Consider the following 19544-nt stretch of genomic DNA (forward strand, 5'->3'; position numbering starts at 1 on the left):
CGCTGATTTAATAGAGCGTTTTAAACAAAAATGAGAATATAATTGCAAAAATATCGTGTCAACTGGCTCTTGCGATGGTATAATCACATTGATAATGATTCTCTTTATCACCTATATTCCAGAAAGAAGGTATGAGATATGACCCATATCTATAAGAAACTCGGAGCCGCATTTTTTACCCTGCTATTAATTGCAGCGCTGGCAGCCTGCGGAAATAACTCAGAAAGCAAAGGCTCTTCCTCTGATTCAAAAGACGAAGAAACCATTACATACAAGGCTGAAAACGGAAATGTGAAAATTCCTAAACATCCTAAACGGGTGGTTGTCATGGCTGACGGCTACTACGGCTACTTCAAAACACTGGGCATCAACGTCGTCGGTGCGCCTGAGAATGTATTTAAAAACCCTTACTACAAAGGAAAAACCGATGGTGTCACAAACATCGGAGACGGCACGTCCGTTGAAAAAGTCATTGATTTGAATCCTGACTTGATTATTGTCTGGACAACGCAAGGCGCTGATATTAAAAAGCTTGAGAAAATCGCGCCGACTGTCGCGGTAAAATACGATAAGCTCGATAATATCGAACAGCTGAAAGAATTCGCAAAAATGACGGGAACTGAAGATAAAGCGGAAAAATGGCTGGCTGAGTGGGATAACAAAGTTGCGGCAGCTAAAACGAAAATCAAAAAAGCCGTCGGCGACAAAACAATTTCCATTATGCAAACGAATGGAAAAGACATTTACGTATTCGGTAAAGATTTTGGAAGAGGCGGAAGCATTATTTACAAAGATCTCGGCCTGCAGGCTACAAAGCTGACAAAAGAAAAAGCCATTGACCAGGGTCCTGGATATACAAGTATTTCATTAGAGAAGCTCCCTGACTTCGCCGGAGATTATATTTTCGCAGGACCATGGCAATCAGGCGGTGATGATGGCGGCGTTTTTGACAGCTCCATCTGGAAGAACCTAAGCGCCGTTAAAAATGACCATGTCTATAAGATTGACCCAATTGGCTTCTATTTTACAGACCCGATTTCATTAGAGGGCCAGCTGAAGTTTATTACGGAAAGCTTAACAAAATAAACAAAAGAGCCGCCTGCCTGCGGCTCTTTTTCCATCCATTAAAAGGAGCGGCTCATTTTAAACCATATCGGATATTTTCTTGCGCAATTCATATTTAGCTGCATAATCATCGCGATCAGTTTTTTTAACAGGCTCTATATCGGAAAAACTTTTTATCATGTGCTCTTGGTATTCATCATAGTGTTAGTCGTGTTTAGTTTCCTGGAGAGACTGAAAAAACGGTTTTTGCATATGCGATTATCCGCAAAGGTTTTTCTCTTTATTTCAGCTTTCCTGTCAGCTATTTTAACGATCGGATTACTAACAGGAGAAATTGTATTTCGATAAAAAAGACACCTGAAAATCAGGTGTCTTTTGTTTATGCTTGTTTTTCTTTCTGGAACTTTTTAACCACAAATGGATAAACGATCAACCCGACAAAGAATAAACCGATGCCGAGAATAAATGTCGTTAAATCCGCTGTGCCTGTTACAATCACAAACAATGAGTATGCGCACGCTAAAATCGCAATCAATCCGTCTTTTACGCGGGAGCCTTTTAGCTGGTCATATGTTTCACCTTTGATGACAAGCTTCAAGCTGTAAATCGCTGATACCAAATACGGAATTAAATACGCAAGTGTTGCCGCTGTCGTTAAAAACGTAAATGCGTCACTTATTGTCCGGGAAATAACAGAGAAAATGAAGACCTGTGACATCACATTTGTAATAATCAGCGCATTAATCGGACTTCCTTTTTTATTCGTTTTCGCAAAGAATGCCGGAAAATCTCCTGCTTTAGCAGCTTGGTAAGGAACCTCAGAGCCAAGCAAAATCCAGCCCAGCATCGTTCCGAATAAGCAAAGAATCGCCAATAGGGCCATGATCACGCTTCCCGCGTTCCCGACAATCGCATACAGCACATCAACGAACGGTTTTTCAGAGCCGACAAGCTTATCATGCGGCAGAACGCCCATCGTAATTAAAGTCACAATTATATAAATGCTCAATGCAATCAGCAATCCGGTAATTGTCGCACGTTTTACATCACGCTGAGAACGCGCGCGTCCGGACAGGATAACCGCTGATTCAATTCCGACAAACGCCCAAAGAGTAGAAATTGCGGCGTTGTGAACCTGGCCGCCAATTCCGATGCTTGTGCCGTTTTCGCCTTGAATTGGAAAATAAAAATGATCGAATAATGTCGTTTGAAATACAAACAATCCGGCAACGATAAAGAAGACAAAACCTAATACTTTCGAAAACGTTGTGATAAAGTTTAATTTACTTGCACCGTTAATGCTTGCAACAAGAATCGTGTGCGTTCCCCATAACAAAATTGTACATACAGCAAACGTCAGCAATTGGCCGAGTGTCACCTCTTGCCCGCCGATTGAAAACATTTCACGTTTATCAACCAAGACCGGGAAGAACGAAGTCAAGTAACCGGCAAGACTTGTAATAATCGCCACGTTACTGATCCAGCTCGCCACCCAGTAGCCCCACACCATTGTGAATCCGGCAGCGTTCCCTTTCTTCGGATCAGAAAACAGCGCTCTCGCATAACTTTGCGGTCCCGCTGTCAGCTCAGGCTTGCGAATGGACAAGTGCCCGAAGACAAGCGCAATCATTAGCACGCCGGCACCTGTCAAAAGCCAGGCGGACGTAGCGCCAAGCGGACTTGCGATCGTAGCAAGCGAACTCGGCAGGGAGAAAATTCCTGATCCAACCATATTTCCAACGACAAACGCCGTTAATAACCAAAAACCCCATTTTTTCGTCTGTTCCATTCCAGTACCTCCAATGATTCTTTGTACGGACCAGACCCCGAGATCATATAAAACGCAAAAAAAGCCTGAACAAAAGTCCATGCTTAAAGAAACACACACCCTTGATCTCCGGATAGCCCTCCGCGAAAAAGCACGCGGCAGTCCTGCACTTATTCAGATACAGTCCCAGCATAGAGAAGGATCGGCTTTCTCCACACTTCGGCGCTGATGCCTTTTACACATGTTTAACAGCTCCTGTCAGCCTAGCATGTGTGACTCATCATCCGCGCAACCTCTACCTCACTGAGAAAGAGTGAGGATTTAAATATTCAGTTACTCCCAGAAGGTTATCAAAGAAAGGATGATTTGTCAAAGGGAACAGATGGAAAATACGGATAGAGACAAGCCCTATCCGCACTGTGGTTTATCGATTATTTTTCTTTTTTTGCACAGCTTCTTGAAGCGGATCATCTTTTAGAGCTGAACCGGCATCTTCAAGAGCTCCCTGGATTACGTTTTTTTCTTTATCAGAACGTTTTCCTTTATCTTTATTAAAGAAACCCATTCGTATCACCTCTTTATAGAAAATAGGTACATGTTTAAGATGCCTTTTTCCTTGAGAAATTATGCGGGAAATTTTTTATCGTACAAAGTCCTGTTGATCAAACATACATTCTCTTGATATATTTGTAATTCAGAGATTTTTTGCAAAAGATAAAAGGAGAAGCGGGAAATGACAGGAAAAACACACATCATGGGAGGCATCGCTTCTTGTACGGCAGTGGCTTATTATTATGGATTTGATCCAGTGCTTATGGCTACGTCAGGCGCGGTTGGGGCATTGATACCCGATATCTGCCACACGCAAAGCAAAATCGGGAGAAGATTTCCTATTTTATCGAAAGTGGTCAGCTCCGTTTTTGGCCACCGAACCTTTACGCACAGCCTGCTGTTTCTGCTCATCATGTTTTTTATCACAGGCACATATATTCCAGATAAAAACATATCAACCGGACTGATGATCGGAATGGCGAGCCATTTGATTCTTGACGCTTGGACGGTGAACGGAATCAAATTATTATTCCCTTCAACGATCCGCGTGCGGCTCCCACTATATATGAAGACAGGCAGTTTTTCCGAGCAGCTCGTGTTAGCCGGGCTGACAATTGCTTCATGTTACTACTTTTATATGCTGTTTCATGGACGCATGTTTTAAACGTGAGTGCTGACACTTGTCTGAACGGGCTGTTTTTAGTAGGTTTTACATAAGAAGCATTTCATGCAGATGATCAAGAAAACGTGAGGAGTCATATTAATGAAAGGAACCTTTTTTCACAATCAGCGGTTTTTATGTATTTCGATCGTATTCATGTGGATCAAAACGTATGCGATCTATAAACTCGGCTTTGATTTGCAGATCGATTCTCTGTTGGAGGAGCTGATGTTGCTGATCAACCCGCTCAGCTTTATCCTTCCTTTATTCGGGATCGGCCTGCTTCTGAAAGAAAATAAGCAGCGGGTCTTTTTGCTGATTGCCAATTTGGTTCTGACTGTAATCTTGATTTCCAACACGATTTTTTACGGCTTTTATATCGATTTTATTACCATCCCGGTTTTGTTTCAGGCCAGTAACATGAGCGATATGGGCAGCAGTGTAAAAGAACTGTTCAACCCTCTGTTTATCGCCCTGTTTGCAGATTTGGTTTTTCTTCTGCTGCTTGCCCGAAAAGAGAAACACTCGCAGACAAAAGCCGCATCCCGCACGGTCAAACGGTACTATGCAGCTTCCTGCGGCATGATTTTATGCACCCTGGCACTTGCAGAAGTACAGCAGCCGAGGCTTTTGGCACATTCCTTTGACCGGGAAATGCTCGTCAAAAGCATCGGTCTGTTTCAATTTCATATCTACGATACGATATCTCAGACTGTGAATATAAGCGCGAAAGCATTTGCAGATGAAGACAGCATGACTGCCATTAAAAACTACACAGAGGCTGATTACAGCAAGCCTGACCAAAGCAAGTTCGGGCTGGCAAAGGGGCGCAACGTCATCTTTGTGACGCTTGAATCGACCCAAAGCTTTGTTCTGAATGAAAAGGTAAATGGAAAAGAAATTACCCCGTTTATGAATGATTTCATCAAAAAAAGCTATTACTTTGATCATTTCTATCAGCAAACCGAACAAGGCAAAACATCTGATTCAGAATTCATCGTCGCTAACTCGCTGTATCCTTCCCTTAGCGGCGCCGTCTTTTTCACGAAAAGCGACCATCAATTTCATACGATGTACAAATCGCTGAAACAACATGATTATTATTCAGCCGTCTTTCACGCCAATCATAAAACATTTTGGAACCGAAATGTGATGTACGATACATTTGGGATTGACCGCTTTTTTGATGTTGATGACTTCCATGTCACTCCCGGAACATCAACAAGCTGGGGCTTAAAGGATAAGGAATTTTTAGAGCAGTCAGCCGGAAAGCTGAAAAGCCTGCCGCAGCCGTTCTACAGCAGTTTCATCACATTAACGAATCATTTTCCGTTTGAGATTGATGAAAAGGATCAGCTGATTGATGAATACGATTCAAGCAGCGACCTGCTAAACCGTTATGTGACAACGGTTCGCTATGAAGATGAGGCATTGAAGCATTTTATCAAAAAACTGAAGAACGAGGGCTTATACGAAAATTCGATGATCGTGTTTATGGGAGATCATTACGGGATTTCAGAAGCCCATAACGATGCGATGGCTGAGTTTTTAGGGAAAGATGAAATCACGCCGTATGACAACGTTCAGCTCCAACGGGTACCGTTTATTATACATATCCCGGGAATTACCGATCAAAAGCCGGAAACCATCTCTGACGCCGGAGGGCAGGTCGACGTCAGGCCGACACTGATGCATTTGCTAGGCATTGAAACAAAGGGCGATATTCAATTCGGCAACGATTTGCTGTCAGATGACCGCACCCCATTCGCCGTGCTGAGAAACGGCAGTTTTATAACGAACGACTATGTATACACGAAAAACACGTGCTACAGCCAAAAAACAGGTGAAGCGCTGGAAGATCAGAATGCGTGCCTCCCTTATAAGGAGAAAGCAAACGAAGAGCTGTCTTTCTCTGATAAAATCTTAAACGGCGACCTGCTCCGTTTTTATGAATAAAAAATCCCTCTGTACAGAGGGATTTTTTACGTTTCAAACATTACTTTACCGGTCAGCTTTGTGTGATAGCCGTTTAAATGGGACAGATTCGCCTTGTATTCCTCAGAATTCAAGATCTCCTTCACAGCCTTCAGCAACTGCTCATGTTTTTTCAAAACGACGATATCATATTGTTCGTCGATAAGCGGGATAAAATCAACACTGCCCATATGTGCCGCGTGCTGCGCCCCGATTCCTGCGTCAGCCTGTCCGCTTGAGACTTGTGAAGCGACAGCGTAATGATCGGTCACGATTTCGCCGTATCCCTTTACATCAGCCGGATTCACACCAAGCAAGCCAAGCTGTTCATTAAGGAGCACCCTTGCGCCCGAACCCTTTTCCCTGTTGATAATCCGGATATCGGTCCTTTTCAAGTCTTCCCAGCCTTGAATGTTTTTCGGATTCCCTTTTTGAACATACAGTCCTGCTTTGCGGAGAACGACATTGATCAGACAAAACGGTTCACCTGACAAAATCCGTTTCACATAAGGCGCGTTATACTGGCCGGTTTCTGCATCGTACAAATGGAGGCTGACAATGTCACACTTTCCTTGATACATATCAATCAGGCTGTTTAAGCTTCCTTTGTATTTGCGGAGCGGCGTCTCCTGAATGGCATTCTCCAAATGCTTACTGAGCATATCCATCGAAATGTCCTGTCCGCTGATCATGACATTCGGTCTGCCATCCGGCTCAGCCTCCTGCCTCTGTTTCGGTACTTCGGCTGCAGCAATAGGCTGAGACATTCTCATATTCGTCTTATATTGCTTTAGGTCTTCTTCATCCACACGCATCTGCCTTCCGACACGGTAAGCAGGCAGCACGCCTTTTTTAATCAAATCATAAACGGTCAGCTTTGATACCTTCAGCAGACCTGCAACTTCTTCTATCGTATAGGAAGAGGTTTCATTCATCATCATCACTCTCCTATTTTATTATACCTTTTCGTCGAATGTAAAAAAACCCACATAAACCAAACATAATCAGTTATAATTAGTTATATCTAATGATAAGGGGTGCAATCATGTTTAAGAAGTATTCTATTTTAATCGCAGCCTTAACCGCTTTTCTGCTTGCAGCAGGCTGTTCTTCAAACCAGTCTTCAACGGACAGCGAGAAAAAAGTTACGTTAACCATCTCAGCTGCCGCCAGTGTACAGGATGCACTTGAGGAAATCCAAAAGAATTACGAAAAAGAACACCAAAACATTACAATCCAAGATAACTATGGCTCATCCGGCGCCTTGCAAAAACAGATTTCACAAGGAGCAGGAGCTGACCTGTTCTTCTCAGCTGCTGAGGATAAATTTCAAAAGCTGGTGGATGATGGGGATATCGCCAAAAAAGACAGCACTGATTTAGTAGGCAATGAAATTGTGCTGGTCGTGCCGAAAAACGGTGATTCGCCTGTGACTCGCTTCAGCAATCTGGCTGATTCAGAAAAAATCGCCCTCGGAACGCCGGAATCCGTGCCGGCAGGAGCTTACGGGAAAGAATCACTGACAAAGCTGTCTCTATGGGACAAAGTGAAGGATAAGATCGTTTACGGAAAAGACGTTCGCCAAGTTCTTTCTTATGTTGAAACAGGCAATGTAGACGCAGGCGTTGTTTATAAAACGGACGCTCTGATCTCAAAAAAGGTCAAAATCATTGACGAGGCAAAAGCAGATACACACAGCCCGATTGTCTATCCGTTAGGAATTGTAAAAGATACAAAACACCGTAAGGAAGCGAAGGAATTTTACGAGTACCTGCAATCTGATGAAGCAATGAAAGTATTTGAGAAATATGGTTTTACTGCTGAGTAGCATAAGCGCTTCAGATTTTTTCACACCTGTTTTGCTTTCCTTTCAGGTGGCGGCAGTTGCCGGAATTGTTGTCATTATTCTCGGAACACTGGCTGGAGCATGGATGTCGCGGGCATCATTTTTCGGAAAAACGGCGCTCGAAACATTTTTTATGCTTCCGCTCGTTCTTCCGCCTACTGTTGTCGGTTTTATTTTGATCGTCATTTTCGGAAAGCACAGTTTCATCGGTCAAGCCATCGAGTGGGTCTTTCAGCAGCCTGTCATTTTCACCTGGTGGGCCGCTGTGATCGCCTCAGCGGTTGTAGCCTTTCCGCTTATGTATCAATCCGCCAAAACCGGATTTGCTGACATTGATCCCGATATACAGGGCGCGGCAATGCTAGACGGCGCAAGCAGATGGAAGGTATTTATCCATATTTCAGTCCCGCTCGCCTATCCTTCATTGCTGACCGGAAGCATCCTCAGCCTTGCGCGGGCGCTCGGAGAATTTGGCGCAACACTCATGTTTGCAGGGAACATCCCCGGTGTTACGCAAACACTGCCGACGGCCATTTATGTGGCATTGGATTCCGGCAACAATACCCTTGCCTGGGCGTGGGTCGTCTGTATTGTTGTCATTTCCTTTTTGATGCTGTTTTTCATTCAACAGAAAAAAACACACTAAAAAAACTCCCCGTGACGGGGAGTTTTTCATTAAAACAGGAGCTCATCGGGATTTGGGCCGACACGCTCATCTTTGTTTAACGCGTCAATTTTGTCCATGTCTTCTTGAGACAATTCGAAATCGAAAATATCAGCGTTTTCGATGATACGGTGTTCTTTAATGGATTTTGGAATTGTTACAACTTCATGCTGCAGATCCCAGCGCAAAATCACTTGAGCCACAGATTTATTGTGTTTTTCAGCAATCTGTGTCAGTACTTCGTTATCCAAAAGCTGTCCCTGCATGAGCGGAGACCACGCTTCCAACTGGATGCCTTGCTCTTTACAGTAATCTCTTAATTCTTTTTGCGTCAAACGAGGGTGAAATTCAACTTGGTTCACCATCGGTTTGATTTCAGCATCTTTCAACAGCTCTTCTAAATGATGAACTTGGAAGTTGCTGACGCCGATCGCGCGGATTTTGCCGTCTTTGTACAGCTTTTCAAGCGCGCGCCATGTATCTTTATATTTATCCTTGCCAGGCCAGTGGATCAAATATAGATCTAAGTAATCAAGCTGAAGTCTTTCCAAGCTTTTTTCAAAGGCAGCAAGCGTTGTTTCGTAGCCTTGATCTTCATTCCATACTTTTGATGTGATGAAGAGCTCTTCTCTTGCCACACCGGATTCTTTAATTCCGATGCCAACGCCTTCTTCATTTTTGTAGATCGCTGCTGTATCAATGCTGCGGTAGCCGTTTTTAATTGCCGCTTTCACTGATTCAGTCGCTTCACTTCCATTTTCTACTTTAAAAACACCCAGACCGAACCAAGGCATTTCCACTCCGTTATGTAACTTTACAGTATCTTTTAAACTTGTTGGCACTTGAACATCCACCCTTTCACTGAAATGTAAGCGTCTATATTATCTCACATTCCTCTCAGCCGATACCAATAATACGCTTAAGACCCTCTTTTTGCTTCTTTTTTCACAGCACAGGCAAATCCAAACACTATTTTTTTCCTATTTTAACAATATTGAGATTATCGATACATTGAGCAGGGTATGCGTTTAGTGTAACCAAATGAAAACAAAGGAGGAAACAACTTGAAACATATTCGTATCCCAATGACACTTGCGCTTGGTGCCGCTTTGACAATTGCCCCTTTGTCCTTTGCTTCCGCTGAAGAAAATCCTGCTCCGAAGATCTCACAGACAGCAACTGCCGGAACAACTGCCGCTGATGTAGGTTTAAACGTCAACCTGGATGTGCTTGGAATTGCCAACCAGATCGCTGATGCCATCAAATCCTCACAGAACCGGGATGGATTTGTGAAAAACCTCATGGAGTCTTCCTTCTACGCATCCGGCCAAAAATATAACGTCATGGTATTTAATTTAAGCCAGGAGTATGAAGATCACTTGAACGGTGTGCAATTTTACGGTTCAGCCGTTTACGACGGCATTACGTACGGCATTTGGGTATTTGAAGACGGAACCTTTACAAACAAAGGTGATGGCGGCTGGATCAACTGGGCCTTCAGAGGCTGGTTCGACCGGGATGGCAGCACTGTCGAATTCCATCGCCCTTAATATAGAAAAAAGCTGGCGTTAGACGCCAGCTTTTTTGCTGTATTTATTCGCCGCCTTCAAGCATGGCGGCTTCCACATCATTAATGTATTGGCGAAGCTCATGGGAGATGTCCCGGGAAATTTCCCGCTCCTCGAAGAGCGTTTGAATTTCATTTCTGATCGCCTGCACAGCCTTCAGCTTCACTTCCAGCTTCTGATTTTCAAAATGAGCGCTTGATTTCAGCTCGTGATGGCTGTGCTCCAGCCTGAAAATTAATTGTTTATAAAACGTAATGACAGATAAAAACACTTCTTTATGTTCTTCCGTCTTATGTTTTTCCAAGTATTCTATCGCTGCTTTTGCTGTTTTCACTCTCGTTGCCCGTATCAATCCCGCTTCATTTAAAATCGACATCTCCGGCTTTTTATGTTCACCGAAGAAAATCCAATACATCAGCCGCTTGAGCCTTGTTTTTGATAATCCGACTTTAAATGGGTTGCCATACAAAATTTCTAATTCGTTAAACCGTTCTTGCAGCACATTTGCCGTTTCTTCTGGGATATCTCCCCGCTCCAGCATTTTTACCAGTGCCTCTTGCTCAGCGTTAACCCCTTGCGCACGGACTTTTCGCTCTTGCTTTTTGATCCGATTAGATGATGTATACTGCTGAAAACGAAGATTTTTCATTTTCTCATTGTATTCAGCTATAACCGCAAGAGAGGCTGTTTTGTTTGTATCGTTCATGCCCTCTTTAATCGTTCGGAGAGCTGTTTTAATCAATTTGCGTCTTGCCGTCAGCAGCTTTTCATTTCGTTTCTCATCCTCTTCTTCTTTTTCAGTCAGAAGCGGGAGTACAACAGTGGCAATGACAAGTGTGCATAAAATGACGCCGGCTGCTAAAAAGAGAATCAGATTTCTTTCCGGGAACGGTGTGCCGTCCTCCAGAAAATACGGAATGGAGAAAGAACCCGCAAGCGTTACAGCTCCGCGCACACCGGAAATCGAAAGTAACAGCGTTGAACGAAGACCCGGTTTATAGATGTTCTGATCCCTATTAAAGAACCATTTGCCATTCCAGAAGAACAGCACCCACAGAAATCTGAGAAGCATTAACGTAAATGTGATCACAAGGATATAGCTGATCACCTTCAAGTTGCTGATTGCGGTGTCGTTAAAGATGACAGAAATGACGTCCGGAATCTGCGTCCCGAGAATAACGAAGACAAGACCGTTCAAAATAAATAAAATAATGTTCCACGTACTCGAGGAGACGATTTGCAGTTTGACCATCGTTGATTCCAGACGATCCTGTTCAACCGCATGGGTAATGCCTCCCGCTACAACGGCTAAAATGCCGGAAACGCCGATTTCTTCCGCTGCCAAATAAATCACAAACGGCGTCAGAATTTGAATCAGCATATGCATCGTGACATCCTGCATACCAAGGCGGCGCAAGAATAGGCGAAAACGAATAATCAAAAACGAAATGACAACCCCGCACAGCAATCCCCCGAGAGAAATAAATACAAAGCTGACAGCCGCTTGTGCTAATGAAAATGCACCGGTCACTGCAGCTGCAATCGCAAACTTGAAGGCCACCAGACCTGATGCGTCATTCATCAGCCCTTCCCCTTCAAGCAATCGAAGAATCCCTTTTGGCATTTTCACTCTTCCTGATAATGCGCTGACAGCGACAACATCAGTCGGTGAAAGAATGGCCGCAAGTCCAAAAGCCGCTGCCAGCGGAATATCAGGAATCATCCAGTGAATCGTGTAGCCTCCTACAATCACAGTCGCAAATACAAGGCCGAGTGCTAGCAATAAAATTGGAGCTCGTAAATTCCAAAGCTCTGCCCGCGGCGTTCTCTTCCCATCATTAAATAGAAGAGGCGCAATAAACAAAACAAAAAACAATTCGGTGCTTAATTCAAAATGAAGCCCCTGTGGAAATGAGGCCGCAAGAATCCCTAGCGCCACCTGAATAAGAGGCACTGGAATAAATGGAATAAACCGGTTCACGATATTGGATATCGCAATAATCGTTAATAAAACGAGAACAACTAAAAATATGTCCAAATGCATGACCTCCTTCGTCTGTTGTGTTTCGTGCATGATGACTCGATGTCTGATTGTCTATAAGAGGCTGAGGATAGGATGGCCTTGCATCCATTATGTGATTTCGCAGGAGTTCTCTCCACACTTGTCTTCTTTTATAGTACCCTTTTTAGGGTATTATTTCTCATGAAATGCTCATAGTGAACTTTTTTGCAGCAGAGCAAATTCTAGAAAAAAAGAGACAGGGAGTTATTCCCTGTCTCTCATCTTTCTTTATCAATCATGAAAATTTGTGCCGTCAGTCGTTGCTTTAATGATGCCTGCGCGGATGACAAAATCACCGAAGTGCTCGCCTTCCTCACGTTCTTTCGCATAACGGGAAAGAAGGTCGCGCAGCTCGCTTAAAATGTCTTCTTCACCGATGTTTTCACGGTACATTTTGCTTAAACGGCTTCCGTCAAATGCAGCGCCAAGATACATATTATATTTGCCCGGCGCCTTTCCGATAAATCCGATCTCACCAAGTGCATGGCGTGCACAGCCGTTAGGGCAGCCTGTCATGCGAATGGTGATTTCCTGATCACGAAGGCCGTTTTCGTCAATAATCTCTTCAACCTTATCTAAAAGGGTCGGCAAATAACGTTCTGCTTCAGCCATTGCCAATCCGCAGGTCGGAAGAGCGACGCACGCCATAGAGCTGCGGCGGAGCGCTGAATGATGCTTGCCATCAGTGAGTCCGTATTGCTCGATTAACGCACTAATTTCATCTTTTTTATCGCTTGAAACGTTCGCAATAATCAAGTTCTGATTGGATGTCAGACGAAACTCGCCTGTATGAACCTTGGCGATTTCCCGCAAGCCTGTCATCAGCTTATAATCATCGTAATCCGTTACACGGCCGCCTTCGACAAACAGTGTAAAATGCCATTTATCCTCAATGCCTTCCACCCAGCCGTAACGGTCGCCGTTATGGTCGAAGTGATATGGCTTCGCTTCTTCCAAGCTCCAGCCAAGACGGTTTTCCAATTCTTCTATTACGGTTTCTAAACCGAGGCGATCAACCGTGTATTTGAACCGCGCATTTTTGCGGACAGAACGGTTTCCGTAATCGCGCTGAATCGTAATCGTTTTTTCAGCAACGTCATACATTTGCTCAGGACGGCAGAACCCAATCACCTTGGCTAATTGGGGATATGTCGCTGTGTCACCGTGCGTCATTCCCATACCGCCGCCGATCGCCACGTTAAAACCAATCAGTTTGCCCTCTTCAACAATCGCAATGAATCCCAGATCTTGTGAAAAGACGTCAATATCATTAGATGGCGGAACTGCAATACCGATTTTAAATTTCCGCGGCAGATAGAGCGGTCCGTACATTGGCTCAACTTCTTCCTCAGGCGTGCCGGCCACTCTTTCCTCATCTAGCCAAATTTCATGATATGCTCTCGTCCGCGGCAGCAGATCATCACTTAATGTTTTAGACCACTCGTATACCTCAGAGTGGATTTCAGACTGATAAGGATTCGATGCGCACATGACGTTGCGGTTTACGTCTCCGCAGGCTGCGATCGTATCCAAAAGAGCTGAGTGGATCGTCTGAATGGTTTTCTTCATGTTCCATTTCAGAATCCCATGCATTTGGAACGTTTCACGTGTCGTCAGTTTTAATGTGCCGTTCCCGTATTTCTGAGAAAGGTCATCCATGACAAGCCATTGCTCAGGCGTTGAAACGCCTCCTGGCATACGCACGCGCAGCATAAACTGATATGCAGGCTCCAGCTTTTGCTTTTGGCGTTCGTTGCGGAGGTCACGGTCATCCTGCAAATAACTGCCGTGGTGTTTCATCAGGCGGTTGTCATCATCCGGAATTCCGGCACTGATCCGATCCAGCATGACTTCTTTCAGTGTGCCGCGCAAATAATCACTTTCTCTTTTAATGCGTTCAACATCACTTGGAGAGCCGTCCGGTGCTTTTAAGATTTTGGTCACCATGTTGAAAAACTCCTTTCAAGTCAAATCAATATACATCACGCTGATAGCGTTTTTGCTGCTGCATATCGGCAAGATAAGCTTCCGCTTCATCGCGGCTCATATTGCCTTCTTTCTCGATAATTTCAACCAATGTGTTATGGACGTCATGCGCCATGTGCTTTTCATCGCCGCAAATGTAAACAACCGCGCCTTCTCGAAGCCATTCGAACAATTCTGCGCTCTGCTCAAGCATGCGATGCTGCACATATACTTTTTCTTCCGTATCACGTGAGAACGCCACATCCATTTTTGTCAGCACACCGTCTTTGAGCCAATTTTGCCACTCTGTCTGGTAAAGGAAATCTGTCACAAAGTGCTGATCGCCAAAGAACATCCATGCTTTTCCTTCCGCTCCCGTCTCCTCACGCTCCTGCATAAAGGAACGGAACGGAGCAACGCCTGTCCCAGGGCCGACCATGATAATCGGTGTTTCAGGATCTTTCGGAAGCTTAAAGTTTTGATTATGCTGGACATAAACCGGCAGTGTATCTCCCGGCTGCAGACGCTCCGCGCATAAAATTGAGCAGACGCCTTTTCGTTCACGGCCATGCGCATCGTAGCGGACTGCACCGATCGTTAAATGCACTTCATCCGGATTAGCTGATAAACTGCTCGCAATCGAATAGAGGCGGGCCGGCATTTTTCGCAGAATCGAAACAAACTCCTGCGCCGATACACTGAACGGGCCATAATCACGAACGAGATCAAGCAAATCGCGCCCTTCAAGATACGCTTTTACATTATCCTCATTTCCTGGGGCTAAAAGCTCTCTAAGCTCATCGCTCCCAGACAGCTGGGCTGCCTGTTCAAGAAGCGGTTTTGTGAGAACGGTAATCTCATAGTGAGAAATCAGCGCTTCTTTCAGCGGGCGGACATCACCTTGCTTATTAAGCGTCACAATTTCTTCGGGGTCCCAATTCATTTCCTTAAGCAGCATCTCGACAAGCTCCGGATCGTTTTCCGGATAGACGCCGAGGCTGTCACCAGGCTCATAAGTCAGGCCAGATCCTTCAAGAGACAGCTCCACATGGCGTGTTTCTTTATTTGATCCGCGGCCGTTCAAATTTAAATTTTCTAACACTTCAGCCCGAAACGGGTTTGTTCTTGAATACGCAGATTCAACTGTTTGAGGCACTGCTGCCGGCGCAGGCGCGGCACTTCCGCCCTCAGCTTCACTTAAGCCATCAAAAACGCTTTCCAGCCATTCAGCTGCCGGCTCATCATAGTCAAGATCGCAATCAACGCGCGGAGAAATCCGTTTTCCGCCGAGTTCTTCTAAGCGCTGATCAAATTCTTTCCCTGTCTGGCAGAAAAACTCGTACGAGCTGTCACCAAGCGCCAAAACAGAAAAACGAAGATCTTCAAGCTTAGGCGCCCGTCTACCATGCAGAAATTCGTGAAACGACAGTGCGTTATCTGGCGGATCGCCTTCACCGTGCGTACTGACGACGATCAAAAGATTGTTTACTTTCTTCAGCTGATTCGGCTTAAAATCGCTCATGGATGAGACGGTTACTTGAAAACCGCGCTGCTCAAGCTGCTTGCCGGCATTTTCTGCAAGACCCTGTGCGTTCCCCGTCTGTGAACCGTAAAGAACGGTCACTTCTTTTGAAACGGCTGGTGCCGCCACTTCCGCAGACACAGCAGCCCCCGGCGCCTCCGCTGTTTCTTGGGCGGAAACAGATTGCGCGGATAAATATCCGCTCAGCCAGATTTTCTGAGATTCGGTCAAGGTTGGCAGAAGGCTGTTAAGGAGCTCTGCCTGCTCCTGATTAAACGGACTGTTCATTACCTGAAGTTGCAACGTATTCCACCTCACAAAGTTATAAACTGATCGAAAATTGCATCTAATTGAACTTTACCGGAATACTAGGCTTAAGTAAAATATATTTACATGATGATAACTATTAGGAATCCTAATGATAAACCCGCTTTGTTTCATTATAAATAGAAAAAGAGAAGGACTCCCTTCTCTTCATTCAGCATTCTGATATAAGTGGGGCGGCACAGCTGTTACAAACGGACTGGCTTCACCTGTATAAAATACCGTCAGCATATGCATTGCTCGGGTGCAGGCAGTGTATAACAGCCTGCGGTCGTGCTCTGTTTGATAATGTTCTTCTGATGCATCATAGACAAGCACTGCGTCAAACTCAATTCCCTTCGCTAAATATACTGGAATGACACAAACTCCCTTTTGGAATGTTTGATTTTCTTTATGAATCAGACGAACATCTATATATTCGCTCATGTGAGCGTGCGCCTGTATGCATTGCTGCGCAGTCTTGCAAATGACGGCTATCGTTTCGTGCCCTTGCTTCTTGAGACGGTCAATTTCTTTCGTGAGTTTTTGACAAAGGTCCTCATGTCCTTCGGTTTTGAAAACGAGAGGCATTTCCCCGTTTCTGTTAAAAGGCTCAATATCGGCTCCGTCCTGAAGCATCGCTTTTGTTAACTCGACAATCTGCTTTGTCGATCTGTACGTTCTCTTTAAACGAACATATTCAGCCGGGTCACCTTCAAAGCACGCATCCATACGCTTTACGCCATGTATGGCGTGGGCGTAGATGGACTGATTGATATCACCGAGCACCGTCATGCTGGCAGATGGAAAAATACTTCTCATGTAAGCCATCTGAAACGGTGAATAGTCCTGAGCTTCGTCGATAAAAAGATGTTTGATCTTCGTATTTTTCTTTCTGCCTTCAATCAGATCCTGCATATAAAGAAACGGTGCCGCATCCTCATAGAGCAATTTATTTTCCGCGAATGCCGATCGGGTCAGCTCTCCTATCGCTGCCGTCTCCTCATGCTGACATTTCCCTCCCCAGCCAGAAAACAATTGCAGATACAGCTGTGTAACATCAAGAAACGCAAGGAGTCTGACCGCCTGTTTGAGCGGTTTGAAGACCTTTTTCACAATGATGGCGGCAAGCAGCTGTTGCTCTCTTTGATAATCGTTAAAAGTACTCTCACTGAACTGTTTCCTTTCCTGCAGTTTTTTGTACACGTCCAAGTAATCCTCTTTGTCGAGCAGCTCAGCTTCCTGAACGACCCAATCCTTACGCCGTTCCTTTTTCTCAAGCTTGTTCAGCTCACTCAGCAGCCACCTCGCCGTTAGCTCCATTCGGTTTGGAATGGACTGGCCTTGATCCAGTGAGTAAAAATAGGATTGAATCTGTTCCTTTGTGATCAGTTTTTGCCCGCGGAAGATGATATTTTTAAAAATCATCCCTTCAGACGACAGCCGGCTGACGTATTCATCAATGAATTGCTGAAAAGATAAGCCCGCCTTCCATGTAATTCCCGCAAGCCTTGAAGGAAAACCGTCATCCTTTGTTTCGGTCAGACAATATTCAAGCTGGTCAAAGGGGCTTTCACATTGAAACTTGCGGCCAAGCCGATGCTCGATATATTCCTGAAACGTCGCCTGCTCCATATTCTCTTCTCCTAACTCAGGCAAAACAGAGGAGACATAGCTGTTAAATAAGAAGTTAGGAGAAAATAAAACGATTTGTCCGGCATCAATGACGCCGCGGTGCCTGTATAACAAATAAGCGACACGCTGAAGCGCTGCCGATGTTTTTCCGCTCCCGGCCGCTCCCTGCACGATCAGGAATTTGCTTTTTTCATTACGGATAATCTGATTTTGTTCTTTCTGAATCGTAGACACGATGTTTTTCATTTGAGTATCAGACTGATGGCTTAATACCTCTTGCAGCATTTCATCGCCAATCGTCATATCAGTATTAAACATCGCCTTAAGAGCGCCGTTTTTAATGATAAACTGGCGTTTCAGCACCATTTCCCCTTCTATCGTTTCGCCGGGCACTTCGTACTCCGCTTTTCCTGGGGAATAATTGTAGTACATACTTGATATTGGCGCCCTCCAGTCATAGATTAGAAATTGTTCCTCCTTCTCATCCATACAAGAAGCTAAACCGATATAAATTCGCTCTGCCCGCTCCTCGCCGTTTTCAATAAAATCAATCCGCCCAAAATAAGGCGATGCTTTTAATCGATGAATTCGTTTGAGCTGCTGATCCATACGCCGATGATTCCGTTCCCGATCAGACAGCAGCTCTGCCTGCTGCTTAATGCTTGCCATCGTTTCAACCGCTTCATGGGCATCATCAAGATTAACCGTAACATCCTCCCAAAAGCTTTTTCTTAATCCGATAATGTCATGCTTTAACCCGCCTGCAGACGTTTCGAGAAACCGCTCTTTTTTGCCGAGCTCCTGCAGCACCTCATCTATTCTTGACTGCTCTTCCTTCCATTCCTTATCCTGCTGATTCATGAACGGCACCTCCAGAAAATAGTTGACAAACACAGATGAAATACTGTAAAATATAATTGGATACATATATCAAATATATGATGAAAATAGGCAAATACAATTCATCTTAGCACATTCACCCAATATCAATCAAGGTTTGGGTTATTTATATGCAAAAAAACCGATTTCAAATTGAAATCGGTTTTTTTGATGTTAGTTATCTAAAAGAAAAGAACGGTTTGGCAGCTTCCAATTAAACATATAAGAACAAACGCGGCAAACAACGAGCACGAAAAACAGGACGTACAAGCCAAATGAGTTTCCCAGCCAACCCAAGCCGACGATTAAACCGCCGAGAGCCGCCCAGACTGCATAAATTTCTGCTTTCAGCACAAGCGGTTTGCGTCCGGCAAGAAGATCACGGATGATTCCGCCGCCGCTTCCCGTCAGCACCGCAGCCACGATGACGGCACTAAGCGGATGGCCCATTTTGACGGCATACAGTGCACCTTGGATGGCGAAGGCTGCGAGACCGATCGCATCTGATAAATTTCCCCACTTATTCCAATGCTTCAGCAGCAGCTTCGGGAACAGAAATACAATCGTAATGGATAAGAGCGCGATTTGAAAGTATGCTCCCTGCTCCCATAGTGCTGACACCGGAACACCGATCAGCAAATTGCGGATCGCTCCGCCTCCAAAAGCTGTGACAATCCCTAATATATAAACTCCTAAAATATCATATTCCTCTTCCATCGCAACAATTGCGCCGCTGACTGCAAACGCAATGATGCCTATCACACTGAGCAGCTCCCAAGCCATTCTGATGACTCCCTTTATGTTTGTTAAATTTTCTGACGACCTCTAGATTTTATAATCGCTCAAGCGTAAAATCAATAACATTTTCACGATAAAAAAAGATAAATTTAGAGGGAATACCGCTAATGCTGATGGATATGAGTTTTCGAGATTAAAAAAAGCGCCTGGCATACGGGACTGACCCCCGTTTTTGAGACAGGGATCAAAACACCTTTTAAACAGCCAATTGCCGATAGTTTATCGGTGATTGGTTGTTTAGTTTCGTTTGAATACGAATATTGTTATAATAGTGAATGTATT

Annotated in this window: 16 protein-coding genes and 1 riboswitch; of the genes, 6 read left to right on the forward strand and 10 right to left on the reverse strand. The window is 44.6% G+C overall.

The features are described from left to right. The first annotated feature begins 138 nt into the window (after positions 1-138). Positions 139-1086 (forward strand): iron-hydroxamate ABC transporter substrate-binding protein, encoded by a 948-nt coding sequence (locus AC0DBE_RS16490; RefSeq protein WP_472962908.1) that lies wholly within the window; start codon positions 139-141, stop codon positions 1084-1086. 358 nt (positions 1087-1444) lie between these two features. Here AC0DBE_RS16490 and AC0DBE_RS16495 read toward each other — a convergent pair whose 3' ends face one another. After that, positions 1445-2854: an amino acid permease gene (locus AC0DBE_RS16495; RefSeq protein ID WP_061187942.1), complete on the reverse strand. Its 1410-nt coding sequence runs from the start codon at positions 2852-2854 to the stop codon at positions 1445-1447. A gap of 105 nt (positions 2855-2959) precedes the next feature. Beyond that, positions 2960-3139, reverse strand: a riboswitch (Lysine riboswitch). Positions 3140-3257: 118 nt separating this feature from the next. Continuing rightward, positions 3258-3398 carry a small acid-soluble spore protein SspJ gene (gene sspJ, locus AC0DBE_RS16500; RefSeq protein WP_003240697.1) on the reverse strand — a complete coding sequence of 47 codons (141 nt, stop codon included), beginning with the start codon at positions 3396-3398 and terminating at the stop codon, positions 3258-3260. Positions 3399-3566: 168 nt separating this feature from the next. On the opposite strand from sspJ, the gene AC0DBE_RS16505 reads away from it, so the two are divergent. Further along, positions 3567-4049: a metal-dependent hydrolase gene (locus tag AC0DBE_RS16505; RefSeq protein WP_014115141.1), complete on the forward strand. Its 483-nt coding sequence runs from the start codon at positions 3567-3569 to the stop codon at positions 4047-4049. Positions 4050-4148: 99 nt separating this feature from the next. Further along, complete coding sequence (locus AC0DBE_RS16510; protein ID WP_079288367.1) at positions 4149-6002, forward strand: LTA synthase family protein; 1854 nt, start codon at positions 4149-4151, stop codon at positions 6000-6002. Positions 6003-6028: 26 nt separating this feature from the next. On the opposite strand, the gene AC0DBE_RS16515 is transcribed toward AC0DBE_RS16510, so the two are convergent. Next, complete coding sequence (locus tag AC0DBE_RS16515; RefSeq protein ID WP_041521193.1) at positions 6029-6955, reverse strand: substrate-binding domain-containing protein; 927 nt, start codon at positions 6953-6955, stop codon at positions 6029-6031. 110 nt (positions 6956-7065) lie between these two features. Between AC0DBE_RS16515 and modA the strand changes: the two genes are divergently transcribed. Both modA and modB read left to right on the forward strand, forming a co-directional pair. Continuing rightward, positions 7066-7848 carry a molybdate ABC transporter substrate-binding protein gene (gene modA / locus AC0DBE_RS16520; protein WP_014115144.1) on the forward strand — a complete coding sequence of 261 codons (783 nt, stop codon included), beginning with the start codon at positions 7066-7068 and terminating at the stop codon, positions 7846-7848. Continuing rightward, positions 7820-8512: a molybdate ABC transporter permease subunit gene (gene modB, locus AC0DBE_RS16525; RefSeq protein WP_152024353.1), complete on the forward strand. Its 693-nt coding sequence runs from the start codon at positions 7820-7822 to the stop codon at positions 8510-8512. The genes modA and modB overlap by 29 nt, the downstream gene beginning before the upstream one ends. A 29-nt stretch (positions 8513-8541) precedes the next feature. Here the strand turns inward: modB and pgoN are convergent, their stop codons facing one another. Further along, positions 8542-9372, reverse strand: a complete 831-nt coding sequence (gene pgoN / locus AC0DBE_RS16530; RefSeq protein WP_072565257.1) for a glyoxal/methylglyoxal reductase — start codon at positions 9370-9372, stop codon at positions 8542-8544. Positions 9373-9594: 222 nt separating this feature from the next. On the opposite strand from pgoN, the gene yvgO reads away from it, so the two are divergent. Then, entirely contained in the window at positions 9595-10080 is a 486-nt protein-coding gene (yvgO, locus tag AC0DBE_RS16535; RefSeq protein WP_072565258.1) for a stress response protein YvgO, read from the forward strand. Between the two features lie 43 nt (positions 10081-10123). Here the strand turns inward: yvgO and AC0DBE_RS16540 are convergent, their stop codons facing one another. The 6 genes from AC0DBE_RS16540 to AC0DBE_RS16565 form a co-directional block, all read right to left on the reverse strand. Further along, a complete protein-coding gene (locus tag AC0DBE_RS16540; RefSeq protein WP_072565259.1) occupies positions 10124-12136 on the reverse strand; it encodes a Na+/H+ antiporter in 2013 nt (670 codons plus the stop codon). A 255-nt stretch (positions 12137-12391) separates the two neighbouring features. Continuing rightward, positions 12392-14107, reverse strand: coding sequence for an assimilatory sulfite reductase (NADPH) hemoprotein subunit (gene cysI, locus AC0DBE_RS16545; protein ID WP_014115150.1), 1716 nt, complete (start codon positions 14105-14107; stop codon positions 12392-12394). Between the two features lie 25 nt (positions 14108-14132). Then, positions 14133-15950, reverse strand: coding sequence for an assimilatory sulfite reductase (NADPH) flavoprotein subunit (locus AC0DBE_RS16550; RefSeq protein WP_472962913.1), 1818 nt, complete (start codon positions 15948-15950; stop codon positions 14133-14135). A gap of 171 nt (positions 15951-16121) precedes the next feature. Continuing rightward, positions 16122-18446: an RNA polymerase recycling motor HelD gene (helD, locus tag AC0DBE_RS16555; protein WP_072565261.1), complete on the reverse strand. Its 2325-nt coding sequence runs from the start codon at positions 18444-18446 to the stop codon at positions 16122-16124. A 192-nt stretch (positions 18447-18638) separates the two neighbouring features. Beyond that, positions 18639-19247, reverse strand: coding sequence for a trimeric intracellular cation channel family protein (locus tag AC0DBE_RS16560; RefSeq protein WP_472962915.1), 609 nt, complete (start codon positions 19245-19247; stop codon positions 18639-18641). A 211-nt stretch (positions 19248-19458) separates the two neighbouring features. After that, positions 19459-19544 (reverse strand): IS3 family transposase (locus AC0DBE_RS16565; RefSeq protein ID WP_131121716.1); only part of this gene is annotated, 86 nt, incomplete at its 5' end.

The sequence above is a fragment of the Bacillus sp. VA15 genome, assembly GCF_055721145.1.